This is a genomic window from Nostoc sp. GT001, from assembly GCF_030382115.1.
In the GTDB taxonomy this organism is placed as follows: Bacteria; Cyanobacteriota; Cyanobacteriia; order Cyanobacteriales; family Nostocaceae; genus Nostoc.
Genome location: NZ_JAUDRJ010000003.1, coordinates 5,829,182 through 5,843,470, shown reverse-complemented (window position 1 = coordinate 5,843,470; position 14,289 = coordinate 5,829,182). Strand labels below are relative to the sequence as shown.

The 14,289-nt window shown below is 41.9% G+C and carries 6 protein-coding genes and 7 pseudogenes; 3 read left to right on the top strand and 10 right to left on the bottom strand.

The window, feature by feature from the left end; all coding sequences use genetic code 11:
- Positions 1–162: 162 nt before the first annotated feature.
- The 3 genes from QUD05_RS27545 to QUD05_RS34205 form a co-directional block, all read right to left on the bottom strand.
- On the bottom strand, positions 163–609 hold the full coding sequence (locus QUD05_RS27545) for a response regulator (protein ID WP_289798847.1): 447 nt from the start codon (positions 607–609) through the stop codon (positions 163–165).
- 196 nt (positions 610–805) lie between these two features.
- Positions 806–1,516 (bottom strand): Crp/Fnr family transcriptional regulator, encoded by a 711-nt coding sequence (locus QUD05_RS27540; protein WP_289798846.1) that lies wholly within the window; start codon positions 1,514–1,516, stop codon positions 806–808.
- A 412-nt stretch (positions 1,517–1,928) separates the two neighbouring features.
- Positions 1,929–2,261 (bottom strand): cyclic nucleotide-binding domain-containing protein, encoded by a 333-nt coding sequence (locus QUD05_RS34205; protein ID WP_354666161.1) that lies wholly within the window; start codon positions 2,259–2,261, stop codon positions 1,929–1,931.
- 1,183 nt (positions 2,262–3,444) lie between these two features.
- Here QUD05_RS34205 and QUD05_RS27530 point away from each other — a divergent pair.
- The 3 genes and pseudogenes from QUD05_RS27530 (at position 3,445) to QUD05_RS27520 (ending at position 6,770) form a co-directional block, all read left to right on the top strand.
- Positions 3,445–4,482 (top strand): annotated as a pseudogene (locus QUD05_RS27530) (NADP(H)-dependent aldo-keto reductase).
- Positions 4,483–4,585: 103 nt separating this feature from the next.
- Positions 4,586–5,560 carry an aryl-sulfate sulfotransferase gene (locus QUD05_RS27525; protein ID WP_289798845.1) on the top strand — a complete coding sequence of 325 codons (975 nt, stop codon included), beginning with the start codon at positions 4,586–4,588 and terminating at the stop codon, positions 5,558–5,560.
- Between the two features lie 538 nt (positions 5,561–6,098).
- Entirely contained in the window at positions 6,099–6,770 is a 672-nt protein-coding gene (locus QUD05_RS27520) for a glutathione S-transferase family protein (protein WP_289798844.1), read from the top strand.
- Between the two features lie 216 nt (positions 6,771–6,986).
- Here QUD05_RS27520 and QUD05_RS27515 read toward each other — a convergent pair.
- The 7 genes and pseudogenes from QUD05_RS27515 to QUD05_RS27485 all read right to left on the bottom strand — a co-directional run.
- A pseudogene (locus tag QUD05_RS27515) lies at positions 6,987–7,202 on the bottom strand (zinc-binding dehydrogenase); the annotation flags it as partial.
- Between the two features lie 39 nt (positions 7,203–7,241).
- Positions 7,242–8,276, bottom strand: a pseudogene (locus tag QUD05_RS27510) (group II intron reverse transcriptase); the annotation flags it as partial.
- Positions 8,277–8,382: 106 nt separating this feature from the next.
- Positions 8,383–10,170, bottom strand: a complete 1,788-nt coding sequence (locus QUD05_RS27505) for a reverse transcriptase domain-containing protein (RefSeq protein WP_289794279.1) — start codon at positions 10,168–10,170, stop codon at positions 8,383–8,385.
- A 499-nt stretch (positions 10,171–10,669) separates the two neighbouring features.
- Positions 10,670–11,248: pseudogene (locus QUD05_RS27500) on the bottom strand (reverse transcriptase N-terminal domain-containing protein); the annotation flags it as partial.
- Between the two features lie 562 nt (positions 11,249–11,810).
- A pseudogene (locus tag QUD05_RS27495) lies at positions 11,811–12,606 on the bottom strand (zinc-dependent alcohol dehydrogenase family protein); the annotation flags it as partial.
- Between the two features lie 237 nt (positions 12,607–12,843).
- Positions 12,844–13,867: pseudogene (locus tag QUD05_RS27490) on the bottom strand (tetratricopeptide repeat protein).
- A 254-nt stretch (positions 13,868–14,121) separates the two neighbouring features.
- Positions 14,122–14,256 (bottom strand): annotated as a pseudogene (locus QUD05_RS27485) (ATP-binding protein); the annotation flags it as partial.
- Positions 14,257–14,289 lie beyond the last annotated feature (33 nt).

The window sequence follows — 14,289 nt, the reverse complement described above, 5'->3', positions numbered from 1 at the left end:
AATAGGTTTTTACTACTAGCGAAATTAATAAAAAATAAAATTAGTCAGAAGATTGCTGAGAAAAAGCATCGCCTGATGATTTAGGAGAAAATCACCAGGCATTGGCATAGGCCATCATAGAAATTGTATTTTTAGAATAAATAAAATTTAGTTAAAGCTTTCTTACTTACTGGCTTCTTCCTTGTTGCATCCCAATATCTCAAGCCTATTGTCGATTCCGATTAAACTGACAACCATAAAAGCTAATTCGTCTAAATCTATAGGCTTACATCGATATATATCATAACCTACTGCTAAAGCAAAATCATGGTCTTCTTCGGAAACAGATGCCGTCAAAGCAATAGCTGGAATATGTCTTCCTCGCTTTGCTTCCAGATTTCTGACCTTCAAAAGTAGTGAGTAGCCGTCTTCATCTGGTAAACAAATCTCACTAATTAGGATGTCTGGTTTAAAAAATGACATTATTGCCATAGCTTCCCCTACTGAAGCAGCAGTGATAATCTCTGCTCCACCTAATTCAAACAGGTAATTAAGTAATATTCTTGTATCAAAATCGCCGTCAACAGCTAGCAATCGTACACCTTGAAAAGACATCGATTGATTAGACATTATTCTCACCACTGTCTAGCTCAAAGACTTAAAGTAGTAATCACATTAAAAGGCACGTATTTGTAAATACCATTTGATTGCTTACTTCACTAAATCTTAAAGGAACTCCCTAGCAAGTGTCTGTCCGGTTTCGGACATAGTAATTTAAAATGATTCTTTGGCGATGTCTACGACGGGCTACGCCTACGCGCCTTGGCTAATTCCCCAGCAACCGAGTAAATTCGCCTCTTATGACCCCATAACACTCGCAGGAAGTTGCTGATAAATCCTCTCGGTTGAGGATGCTAATATGACCACGCTGGTAGCGAATCATTCCGGTTTTGCTCAGGGTATTAGCCGCTACTGTCACACCGGAGCGCCGTACACCTAGCATCTGGGCGATAAATTCTTGTGTGAGTGGAAAATCTTCTAATTGCAAGCGGTCAGAGACTGTGAGTAGCCAACGAGCCAGCCGCTGCTCTACGGTATGAAAACGGTTGCAGGCACATCCTTGCACCAATTCAGTGTATGCAGCTTGTACATAGCGCAGCAGCAGGTTTTGAATAGCTCCACCCTGATTGAACTCGGTTTTAAGTACATCTGCATCCATTTGCATAGCAGTACCCGAAACCTGCACAAACGCTTTTGTGGTTGTTGTGTTGCCTCCTAAAATTACTGGGATACCGATCATCCCTTCATTGCTCACTATCCCAACTTCCATCATTGAGCCATCTTTTATACTACTGACTAAAGAAACTACTGCGTATTGGGGAAAATAAACGTGTGCGATCGGTTCTCCTGGTTCATAAATGACTTGCCGAGTTGAAAGCGAAACTAACTTCAGGTGCGGAAAAAGACGCTGATAATCACTCGCTGGCAAAGCCGTGAGTAACCTATTTACTTGCGGCTTAAAAGTGTTTTCGTTCACTGAACATTAAAAAATAAATTTGCTCAAAAATACTTTAAATCAAGTTATTTTTGCGAGTCTGTTCGGTTTCGTACGCATATAGCAGGGGGCAGGAGGCAGGAGGTAATTATGTTTACCTACTTAAAAACATTACTCTTCCTGACATTCACGCTTGTCATTATGTCCTAACCTATATGACTACAGCTATAGCTCAAAAAAATTTTTTTGCTCGGTTATTGGGCTTATTACCCAATAAATGAGCAAATTCATCTTCTATAATCTGATAACATTTACAGGAGGTTTTTTCTAAAGCCTCTCAATTCAGGATCTTAATCTCACCACAGTGGTAGGCGATGATTTCAGTTTGCCTCAGGGTGCTAGCTGCTTCGCTGACACCAGTGCTATGTACACCTAGTATCTGTTAAATAAATTCTTAGGTAAGTGGAAATTCCTTTGATTCCAGACGGTCAGAAACTGTCAGCAGCCAACGATCCAGCCACTCCTCTAGCTGATGAAAACGGTTGCAGGCAGATTCTTGTACTATTTGAGTGTATACACCTTGAACATAAGGCAGCAGCACGCTTTGAAGCACTGTACCTCGCTTAAACTCGCTTATTAGTATATCTGCATCGATTTGCATGGCAGTGTCTGGAATCTGCACAACAGCATTTGTTGTGATTGTGGTGGTGTCTCCTAAAATTACCGACATACCCACCATGCCTTCATTGCTCAATAAACCAACTTCCACTGTCGAGCTATCTTCCATAGTGGTGACAATAGAAACTACTGCTTTGTTAGGAAAATAGACCTGTGCGATCGGTTCGCCTGTTTGGTCAAGGACTTGCCGATTTGATAGCGGAACCAGCTTCAGGTGGGGAATAAGACGCTGATAATCACTGGCTGGCAGAGCAGCAAGTAACTTATTTGTTGGTTGCTCAAAGGCATTTTGTCAAACGACATTGGAATTATCCTGAGTGTAGCCGTCTCTAGAAAAGGCAACTTTAGGCATAAGGAAAAAAATCAACAATATAATTCCAATGCCAAAAGGTGTAATCCCTAAAAAAAGTTGTAATAAGAGTTTTTTATACTCCTATATATAAACATAACATAACTAAATTATTTAATGTAAAATAAAGGGCATTGCTGATTAAAAATATGAATTTGTTTCACACAGAGGCGCACAGACACAGAGAGTAAGAGTTGAGAATATCTGATTTTTGCATTTCATATCTAAATTCAGCAACGCCAGATAAATTATTAATATGCCGCTTTTTAACTGCAATTGAATGTATCAAAAGTGTCGTAATAATCTCAGCCACTATTTTAAGTTCTCAATATAATTCTATTTACTTGTTACTTAAATCAGATTGCTATAGATATGAGTATCGTTATCAGCGATCGCAGCAATAAACTCCTGGTTATGCAAGTTATTAAAACCCTAAATCTTTGTCATTGCTACCAAATCTTGTTACTTGGTAACTTTGGTATATTTTAATTGCCGTAACAACAAGCTACATATAACCAAGTATATTAATATAAATATTTATTAAGATTTAATTCTAGCTAGAAGAATCTTAAGATTTTTAATATACTACGATAAACCTACCGATTTAGTGTATTATGTACTTAACCTTAAAAAGTCCATTTTATAAATACCCAAAAAAACAAGTATTTTATACTACATATTTAAAATTTTTATTACCCAAAAATAACTTACTTATCTGGTTAATCTATGCAATAATAAACAACTGTGCCTAGTAACTACATTTCACCTATCGATTTAAAGTAGTATTTATATCAAAGATTAGCTGAAAAATTTATATTGGCTTAGTGTAAAATTCAGTATTGGGTGAAGATAATTTACTTAAAAAATAATAATGCCCTTGACAAAATACGAAATTTTAAACAAAAATATCACTGTTCAATTGACTGAATAACAACGTAGAAAGATGAAGTATAACCAACTTGGCAAAAGTGACTTAAAAGTTTCTGAAATTTGTCTAGGTACTATGACTTATGGACAGCAAAATACTATTGAAGAAGCCCATAAACAACTAGATTATGCTATTAGCTAAGGAGTCAACTTTATTGATGCAGCAGAGATGTATCCTGTGCCAACAAGTGCCGAAACTTATGGATTAACAGAAACTTACATTGGGGAATGGTTAAAACGTCAACAAAGAGATCGAGTTATTTTAGCTACTAAAATTGCTGGCCCTGGTCGAGGCTTTAAATGGGTACGTGGAGGAGCCAAAGCAATCGATCGTGATAATATCAAACAAGCTGTAGATGATAGTTTAAAAAGATTACAGACAGACTATATCGATCTGTATCAGATCCACTGGCCAGATCGCTACGTGCCAAGGTTTGGGCAAACGGTGTTCGATCCGAATCAGGTGGGAGAAACGGTTCCCATTGCTGAACAGCTAGCAGTTTTTGACGATGTAATTAAAGCGGGGAAAATTCGCTATATCGGTTTGAGTAACGAAACCCCTTGGGGAGTTGCTCAGTTTAGTAACGCTGCTAAACAATTAGGATTACCTAAAGTTGTTTCCATTCAAAATGCTTACAACTTGTTGAATAGAGTATTTGATGGAGCCTTAGCGGAAGCAGTTTATCACGAAGAAATTGGGTTACTAGCTTATAGTCCTTTAGCATTTGGCTTCTTAACTGGCAAATATCTAAACGGCAAACCAGAGAAAGCCAGAGTCACTTTATTTGAAAATTTCGGTCAGCGCTATCTCAAACCAAAAGTCAGTCAAGCCGTATCAGCTTATGTAGAAATTGCCAAGCGCCATCAACTAAGTCCAGCGCATCTAGCCTTAGCATTTGTGCGGAGTCGTTGGTTTGTGCCTAGCACAATTATTGGTGCTACTACACTGGAACAACTTAAAGAGAATTTAGAAAGTGTGAATGTAGTTCTCGACAAAGACATTTTGGAAGAGTTGGATATAGTTCATGCTCAGTCGCCAAATCCAGCACCATAAGAGTGCTGAGTAGTGAGTCCGAATTGTTCAGAAATGAGTAGAGGTAAGCAATGCATTCTGTCTTAATTATTAGATTCACAAATAGATATTTAGTAGGTAAAATATGACTTTTACAGCAACATTAATTGACCAGAATACTATTCGTCGTCGGGGTACTGGTTTAACAGCTTACAATCCTGAAAAAGCCTTTAAAGGGTATACACTTTTCACACCTTTGACAGGTCAAGGTGAAGTCTATCTTCTGAACTTGGAAGGAGAAGTAGTACACCAGTGGAATCTGCCTTATCCACCAGGGTTATACGGTTATCTTTTGCCCAATGGCAATCTTTTTTATAACGGTAAGACTCCGCCAGAAGAACCACTACGTTTTGCTTTATGGGCTGCATTCAAAAGTGGCGTTGTTTTAGAAGCAGATCCCAAGGGAAATATTATCTGGGAATATAAGCATCCAGATCATCATCATGATGGACGCAGATTAGCTAATGGCAACACAATTATACTCGCCATTGAAAAGATACCTCAGTCTTTGGTTCCCCGGATCAAAGGTGGCGTACCAGGTACAGAACCAGATGGTGATATCTATGCGGATGTGCTTTATGAGGTGACTCCAACAGGTGAAATCGTTTGGACTTGGCACGCCCACGAACACCTCGATCCAGATATATTTACGATTACACCCCAAGATCATCGACATGAATGGACTCATGGAAATACTGTGGGTGAACTCGCTGATGGCAACATTATAGTCAGCTTTCGTAATATCTCCACAGTTGTCATCGTCGATCGCAAAACTGGAGAAATCATCTGGACGTTGGGCGATGACGTGCTAGCACAGCAGCACTTCCCGAACGAATTAGCTAACGGTAATATCCTGATTTTCGACAATGGCGCACATCGCCGTAACATTGCTCTCAATTTTTCTCGTGTGATTGAGGTGAACCGTCAAACCAAAGAAATAGTTTGGGAATACACCGACAATCCGCCCCAAAATTTCTTCAGTTCTTATATATCAGGGGCGCAACGTTTGGCCAATGGCAATACCTTAATTACAGAAGGTGCTTATGAGTCGAATATTTGAGGTGACAGTTACAGGGGAAATTGTTTGGGAATACATCAATCCCCACTTTGCAGTTAGGAATATTCCAGGTGAGAAGTCGTCGAGTAACTCTTGGAGAGCAAAATACAGTCTTCCGCGCCTTCCGTTATGCACCTGAAGAAGTGCCCTGGCTGTAGGGGAAGGCAGGGGAGCAGAGGGGGAAATAATTAACGTGAGTTCGACAAGTCTTATTTGACCTCTCCCCCAACCCCTCTCCGACACGGAGAGGGGAGCAAAAAGCTGAATTTTTCGTTGCTCTTTCCGTTTCGGAGAGGGAGAGGTTCATCGAACTCACGTTAATTAATCCCTATTCCCTATTCTCTACCCCCTATCCTTACCAACAATTTTGGATTATTTGAGTATTATTCCAGTTTCAAAGTTTGGTTAGTGTCGATAATTTTTCACGCTACATTCGCTTCAACAAGAGTTTGCGACACTAACAATTTAAGATTTGGGATTTTGGATGAAAATTCAATTCCCAATGCCGATTAACAAGTCTTATTTACCAAGGTACTTAAACATGGCTGAAATTAAAGTATACAGTGCAGTTGTTTGTCCTTATGCTCACCGTACCCGCTTGGTACTCCAAGAGAAAGGCATCGACTTCGATTTGATTGAGATTGATTTGCAGAATAAGCCTGAAGGGTTTACCAAAGTTTCCCCCTATGGTAAAGTTCCTGCACTAACTCATGGCGATAACCGAGTTTGGGAGTCAGCGGTAATTAACGAATATCTTGATGAGGTATTTCCCAATCCACCACTGTTACCTAGCAACCCCATTGATAGGGCACAAGCTCGTATCTGGATAGATTTTGCTAACACCAGATTCGTTCCCGCTTTTTCTACACTGCTGCGGAGTTCAGATCCCGAAAAACAAGAAGAAGCTAAACAGGAACTATATAAACATCTGGAATTCATTGAAAACGAAGGTTTAGCAAAGCTTTCTGGAGAAGGCCCTTACTGGTTTGGTGAATTTATCAGTTTGGTGGATTTCACCTATTTCCCTTGGTTTGAGCGCTGGGCTGCACTGAAGCAATATCGTGGTTTTGGAATACCAGAGCAATTTACCCGTCTACGCCAGTGGAAACATGCTTTGAAAGAGCGTGAATCTGTGAAAGCGATCGCTCACTCTAAAGAATTCTACATCGAGCGATATGCTAAATTCGCTGCGCCTACTCTCGCTGCTGTTTAAACGCAATTCATAACTATGTTTCAAGTGGGGTTTAAATTCCCACTTGAAACATAGAATTAAACTCTTTAAAATTACGAACTTGTACTGAGCGTCTTGCCCTGAGCGTATCGCTAAAGCGAAAGCTCCGCTAACGCGTAGCGTCTCGTAGAGAAGCCGTTGGCGTGGTAACAGAGCGTAGTCGAAGTGCAGCCTCTCGTAGAGAAGGGAGCCGAAGTATTACGAATTACGAATTACGACTTTACCGAAGTGAGCCGCACTTTTGAGGTAATGATAAGCCTCTCGTGCTTCAGCAAAGGGGAAAACTCGATCAATAATTGGTTTGATTTGATGCTGTTGCATCGCCTGATTCATCGCCTCAAACATTTCTCGACTGCCAACATAAATTCCCTGAACTGTTAAGCTCTTAAAAAGTATTGGCATGGGGTCAATTTCATTGGTTGAGTCGATGGGGGATATTATTCCCCGCACCTCTCAGTTAAATCTGGGCGTGCGACTTTCACCGCACCCAGCTTCCGATGTTCTTAGCTTTGTGCTTTTGCTCATGTGCTTGTAATCGTGGCAACTCTCATGAATTGCTTCAAGATTATTCTTTTTCCAGTTGGCATGATTTCCGTCGATGTGATGTAGGTGAACCCGTTCCTCATCGATGAATTTTAAACCGCAGGAAGCACATCTATGGTTTTGCTTCTTAAGAGCTTTAGAGGTTTCGCCGTCATAGAGTTTACTGTTACGTTCACTCCAGTAGGCTGTATCTCCGTCATAGGGGGATTTAGTTCCTTTGACAGGGACGTGTTTGTGTTCGGAGTAGGGAACTGCTGGGAATGCTTTGTCTAGTAATTTCTTACTGGAGTAGCGATTTAGTTTGGTTTCCTTGTTAAATACCTTTTTTGCTCTTGTTTCGATGTGGTATAACGAGTCTCTAGCCCCGTCCATCTTACAGAACTTATGGTAATTTCTCCAACCTCTAACTACCGGGGCTAATTTCTCAGCCTTTGTGGCAGCACCATAATTCGAGTTGTTGACGATGTGTTTTACTTTCTTACGGAATGCTTTGAAGTTGTCCACTGAGGGAGTACTTCTGAACTTTCCGTTGCTCTGCACTTTGAAGTGCCAGCCGAGGAAATCAAACCCATCTGTCGCGGCGGTAACTTTGGTTTTCTTTTGGCTTACATTCATTCCGCGTTTGCGGAGGAACTCGCTGATTCTTTCAAGTATTTCTATCGCATCATCTTGGGGGCGAAGTATAATAACCATGTCATCCGCGTATCGGACTGATGGTTCGCTCATTGTCCCTTTTGCCCACCCTTCAGTTTGGTATCTGTGTATACTCTCAATCCCGTTGAGTGCGATATTGGCTAGTAATGGGCTAACTACTCCCCCTTGAGGTGTACCCTGTTCGGGGAATTCTGGGTTTACTCCAGTCTTGAGGCATCGGTAGATACCGAGTTTTAAGCCTTTGGGAGCGATGAGTTCATCCATTATCGCTGAGTGGTTAATCCTGTCGAAAGTGGGTAGCTAGCTAGCGAGGTTTCCAAGCCTTGGCTCCTTTTCTAACTAGCCCCCTCCGAACCGTGCTTACGAGTTTCCAGGTACACGGCTCTCCAGTACTCTGTTATCGCGAGACTTGTTGAGATATTGGTTTACCAGCGTGTATTGCATCATGGCATTGAGGGCAAACCATGAGAGTTTTTCTTCTACGTGCGGACATGATTTGCATCCATTGCGGTTTTTCTTTCTTGCCTTTAATTTTGAGGTCTTTAAGGGCATGAATATGGTGAACTTCAATATCACCTGTTGCCCCGCAAATCTCACATTCCGAAGCAAGAAGCCGTTTAATCAGTTCATTTCTGAACGCGGGTTTTCGCACTCGTGGCAAATCTTCTATGGTTGCTTTTAAGTTGCGTTTTAATTGTATGCCCCCGAAACGAGTTACCAAGGGTTTCTTACCTTCTACTGGGACGGTTATTTCAACACACTTTCTCCTTCCTTGTGGAAGTTTTACCGTCTTCTGGTACTTGGCGCAGATTTTGGCTACGCTAGTTTTGTGTTTACAGGCAAGGGTTTTCATTAACGAACTCCACATAACCCATTGGAGTTTACGGAGCCATGCAATGTTTTGAGCAAGGCTGTAGAATTGTACGTAGCCTCTGAGTTCTGATTGGTAAATGTTAATGATAGTAAAATCATCGTCATTTATTAACTCAGGACGATGAATGGGTTTGCCATTCCTCATATAAAGAGCGCATTTTCCTTCTACAAAACTTGCTGGGATTCTTAGTGCAGTAATTCCATTAAGTGAGCGTTTACCATTGGTATGCTTATTGTCGGAATATTGAACTAAGATTTCGTAACCTAAGAAGTTCGCTGCTTCATTTCTGGCATTAGTAATTAAGGTCTTTTCTGCTGACATTTCTAACTGAAGATTGTCGGCTAGGAATGTCTTTAGTTTTTCCTTAATTTCTTTTGCTTCTTGAAGTGAACCAATGAAACCAAGTAGAAAATCATCAGCATAGCGGACGTAATTTAGCCTTCTGTATTCTGGGTCACGGACATCTTTGGAGGGCATTTTCTGGTATTTAATCTCCAGTTGACGCGCTTTATCGAATTGTCCATTTTTCCTGTAATACCAAGCAAGTTTTACGAGCCTTGAATACTCTCGATTTTCTGCCCGACATTTACCTCGTGTATATTCTGGAATGACTGTCTGTTCGACAAAATTATCTAGCTTATCAAGGTAAATATTTGCGAGTATGGGTGAGACAATCGACCCTTGTGGCGTTCCACTCAGTGTAGAATGGTATCTCCATTGCTCACAGTAACCTGCCGTTAATAAGGTTTCAATCAATCTCAAAAATCGATTATCTTGGATTTTCTCACGGAGAATTGACATTAAGATTTTCTGATCTATATTGTCAAAACAACCACGGATATCTCCTTCAATAAACCATTTGGTTCCTTGCCAAGTGCGGTCTATTACTGTTAATGCAGTATGGCATCCACGCTCTTGTCGAAAACCATGACTGCTGTTAGAAAATTGGGGTTCGTAGTACGCTTCTAATATCAAACGTATTACTTCCTGAACCAATTTATCGTTCCAAGTGGGAATGCCCAGTGGTCGCGTTTTCCCATTTTTCTTGGGAATATTAATTCGCCGTACTGGTGTCCATCGAAAACGTTCATAGCGAATATCTTCTATGAGGTTTTCAATCTTTTTGATGGACATCCCATCCACAGTCTCTGATGTAACTCCTTGCGTCATTGCCCCATTATTTTTGTAAATGCGACTGTACGCCAAGAGGTACAGGTTAGGATTGAAAAGTTGCCTGTAGACATCATCCAGAGGTAAACCACGATTTCCTCTGTCTCGGATTACACTTAAAACCGTTTCGGCGTTTCGCATCTCGCGTACCTCCCGATATAAGTGTGAAGAATACCTGTTCTCCTTTGCCATGTAAGCGGCTTTCCCGCTCTCGGACTACTATGAGAACTCTGTAACCATAGGGGTCGCCCCCCGTAAGTCATCCCGCGCTTTATTAACTCGATACGTAGTAGTGTGATTTAGGTGTCCCATTCATTCGTTAAGCCATCTCATCGCTGGCTGACTCCGTTTGAAGAAGTTGTGTGGTTCAAATGTTTAAAACTACACACAAACGATTATTCCTGTTAGGCGTTGTAGGAATAGGCAATCGAATATACCGTCAGAATTAGGCTTCAGGTAGTTTAACCTTCACCCTGTCACACAAGTCTTGCCGGACTCTAGTTTTAACGCCTTCTCTCTATTTCCGGCTTTACCAACATGCGGTTGTTCCTTTTGTCTTTCGACTCTAGGTAAGTTGGTTGACTTAGAGATGTTCTTCTTAATCTCTCCCAATTTGATTGGGGATACCGCGTTAACTGTCACGGCGCACGCACTTCTCGATATCGAGTTCGATAACTCGTTTCTCTATTCCGTTAGCGTTTGAGCTTAGGTTGCTAAAGATGTACTTTTGTGCATCATGGGCAGAGCGCCCAGTTCTAAACCCATAGCTCCTAGCGTGGAAGGTGGCTTCGTGCGCTGGTTCGAGTGCATATTTTGCGAGGCATTGCCAAGCTCTATCCGCGATGGTTGGTATCTTAAGCATTCTGGTTGTCCCGTCCTTTTTAGGGATGGGGATTTCCCGTAATCCTTGATGCTTCCAATTTCCGCTATTCATTTTCAGTAGTTCTTCTAAATTGAAGCGTTCCTCAAATGAAAGGGATTTCTTACCATCAATACCAGCCGTCTTCTTACCAGCATTTAGCTGAGATACTTGTCTAATTGCAAGAAATCGAGCCGAGGTGGATTTTAGAATAAGCTTTTGGAGTGACCTAGCTTTCCGCTTGTCTCCAACTTGAACCGCTTTGTACACGCGCTTTTGAAGGCGGAAAAGGTTACGGCGGAATTTCTTCCACGGTAAAGCTCTCCAAGATTCACTAGTATGTCTACTGTGTCTAATCATTTTCTCTTCGAGAGTTTGTGTATTCTGAACACCTCAGACCAATTACGGTCTGTCCTACCCGAATTGTGGGGATTCCTCCGCTCGTCTGGGCTACTTTGGGGTTCGACCGCCCCTAGACCCACAATTCGTTTTTATTCGTTCCCTCGGAGAGATTGATTGTTCCTTTAGGTGTAGCCAATTCAACCATTGGATTCCCTGGACTCTTGCCGCTTCTAGAAAAGTGATGCGGCGGGAATAANTCTCCAATGAAGTCAGGGTTTTTTGTGTTGCGCCCCGCTTTCAGGTAGGTCACTTTTATAGGCTCTGTTTCACCGTGGGAACTCCCTGTTAGCGCCAGTGTCAACCCGCAACGGTCGTCTGGTTGCGCCCTGTTCCCAGCTTCACTCTACAAGAACCGAGCTTGTTCGGTGTGGGCAGGTAAGGAGTCAATTCTGAGTCTGAATGGTAGGACTTTCACCTACATCTGACCGAGAGTTCAGCCTTTAGTGACAGTAATCTGCTGTCGGGCTGGATTAGTTATTTACGGACTGATTACCGTGATTTGCTAATCAACGAATCGCACTCCTCTACCTGATAATACGCCAATCAAACTAATACGTCCCCCAATGCGGACTGCTTGTAGCGATTTTGACAGCGTACCTGCACCGCCTACCTCAACTACATGATCTACACCCGTGCGATTGGTTAATTGATAAACTTGCTTTTCCCAATCTGGTGTTGCTTTGTAGTTGATTGTCTCGTCAGCACCAAGCTGTTTAGCTCGTGCCAATTTCTCATCACTGCTGGAAGTAATAATCGCTCTAGCACCATGTATCTTGGCAAACTGGAGAGCAAAAATTGAAACTCCTCCAGTACCGAGTAATAAAACACTATCACCTGCACCAATATTGCCTTTTGTAATCAGTCCATGCCAAGCTGTAACTGCTGCACAGGGTAAAGTTGCACCTTCAATGTAGGATAGGTAATCAGGTAATATTACTAAACCATCTTGGTGTAATACGACATACTCAGCTAGCATTCCATCGATACCGCCTCCGAGATCGGATTTCATTTTCTCTTTGGTTAAAGAGCCATAAATCCAGTCTTGGAAGAAAATACCAGCGACGCGATCGCCTATTTTTACCCGTGTCACACCTTCCCCCACTGCCACAACTTCTCCCGCACCGTCAGACATGGGAATTAACGGATATTTCTGTCCAGCACCGTAAGCTCCTTCAATGACAAGCAAATCGCGGTAATTTAAAGATGCTGCCTTCACTTGAATCAGAACTTGTCCAGCTTGCGGGTTTTGCTTGGGGGCGATCGACTAATGCCAGGGCATCAATTCCGGCGTTGCTTTGAATTTCGTAAGCTTTCATAGATGTCCTTGTTCTAGCTACAACTTTGGTATTGTAGCTAGGGTAAAAAAGAATCTAGAGACGTAGCAAGTGCTACGTCTCTACAAGGGTTCTGCATAACGCATATTTAATTTCACTAGTAGGTTTGCCCTCAATACGGTTCGGTTAAAGGGTAAAGGGGAAAGGTTTTGAATACATCCTTTCCCCTTTACCCTTTCCCTTTACCCCGCCAAGTTGACGAAAGCGAACTACTAAAAGCTACAGAGAATCTATGAACTGCTGTACTTTTTCTAAAAGTGGTTGATATTCGATTTGCTCTGCTAACTCTTGGGCATTTTTGTAGCACGATCGCGCCATTTTTTTGCGTTTCGTGGTGGCGTAAACGCTTCCCATATTTAGCAAAGTTGAAATTTCTCCGAGATTATCGCCGAGTTCTTGATAAATCACAATGGCTTGCTTGTAGAACTTCATTGCTTGGCGATGTTCTGCCAGGGTGCTGTATGTAAAACCAATGTTGTGAAGGGTTGTTGCAACACCTGCGCGATCGCTAATTGCTCGACGTGTTAAAAGAACTTGATAGTAAAGCAATAGCGCTTGTTTGGGTTGTCCTAAATCATGATAGACAGAAGCAATATTGTTCAAGGTGGTTGCTTCTCCAAGCATATTCTTGGCAAGCTCGTTGAATTGGCAGTGCTGCTTGAAAAAATTCTAGCGCTTGCTCAAACTTGCCTAAGACATTGTAGGCAAATCCAATACCATTGAGCGTTGTTGCCTCGCCAGAAAAGTCACCTAACAATCGGCGCATCCTCAAAATTTGGTGTTGTAGCAACAGCGCCCGTTTTGGTTCTCCTAACCGCGTATAAATTAGTGCGACATCATTAAGAGTAGAAACTTCGCTTTGAGTATCTTGCGATCGCCTAAAGATTAGCAGTGCTTTGTCAAAATATTCCAACGCTTGCGAAAAGCGTCCAAGACGGCTGTAGGTAGAACCCAGATTGCTAAGTGCAGTGGCCTCTGCTGGCGTGTTGCCAATTTCAACAGCAACCGAAAGCGCCTGATGAAAGCGCTCTAATGCTTTTTGAGGTTGCCAGCAACTGAGGTGAGCTAAACCGAGGTCATTTAATGTATAACCTTCTCTGGCTCGATCTGGAATTGCTCTAGCCAAGTGTAAATTTTTGGTTGCAAGATCGAGAGACTCTTGAAATTTCCCTCGTTGGTAGTAGCGGTTTGCTTCGTCACGACGTTGTTCCCATTCTTTGACTTGATTTAAAGGTTGCGTCATCTGACCTCAGTTGCATTCTGCGATAAGTAGGTAGAACATCTCTTGGGAATGAACCCCTCTTAGGTTTCCCAAATTTTAACCTCGATCTTCTATCTTTAGATATAAGACGTAAACAGATAAGTATGCTATTTTTTCATACTTACAGGAATATTTATGAAGCAATTAATACAAATACTGTAGGGACGCACTTCTGTGCGCCCTCGGATTTCCGATTTATTTCAAAAGTCGGGAATCTTGTTGTTACATCGCTATTTTCAACTCAACCGTTGTCGCAACCACAAGGCCAGTAAAGGCAATGCCAGTTGATAACCTGGCTCGGCATGATAAATCAAGCCTTTGTGCTGTAACCCAGTTAGCGCACCCTGAAGACTTCCACTTCTGGAAAGGAAAGTCCTTATGTTTAGCAGTTGGTTCGCCAATGA

Bases quoted from the DNA above. Each gene is read 5' to 3' on its own strand.
- QUD05_RS27545 (WP_289798847.1), bottom strand. From the start codon at position 609: ATGTCTAATCAATCGATGTCTTTTCAAGGTGTACGATTGCTAGCTGTT.
- QUD05_RS34205 (WP_354666161.1), bottom strand. From the start codon at position 2,261: ATGGAAGATAGCTCGACAGTGGAAGTTGGTTTATTGAGCAATGAAGGC.
- QUD05_RS27525 (WP_289798845.1), top strand. From the start codon at position 4,586: ATGACTTTTACAGCAACATTAATTGACCAGAATACTATTCGTCGTCGG.
- QUD05_RS27520 (WP_289798844.1), top strand. From the start codon at position 6,099: ATGGCTGAAATTAAAGTATACAGTGCAGTTGTTTGTCCTTATGCTCAC.
- QUD05_RS27505 (WP_289794279.1), bottom strand. From the start codon at position 10,170: ATGCGAAACGCCGAAACGGTTTTAAGTGTAATCCGAGACAGAGGAAAT.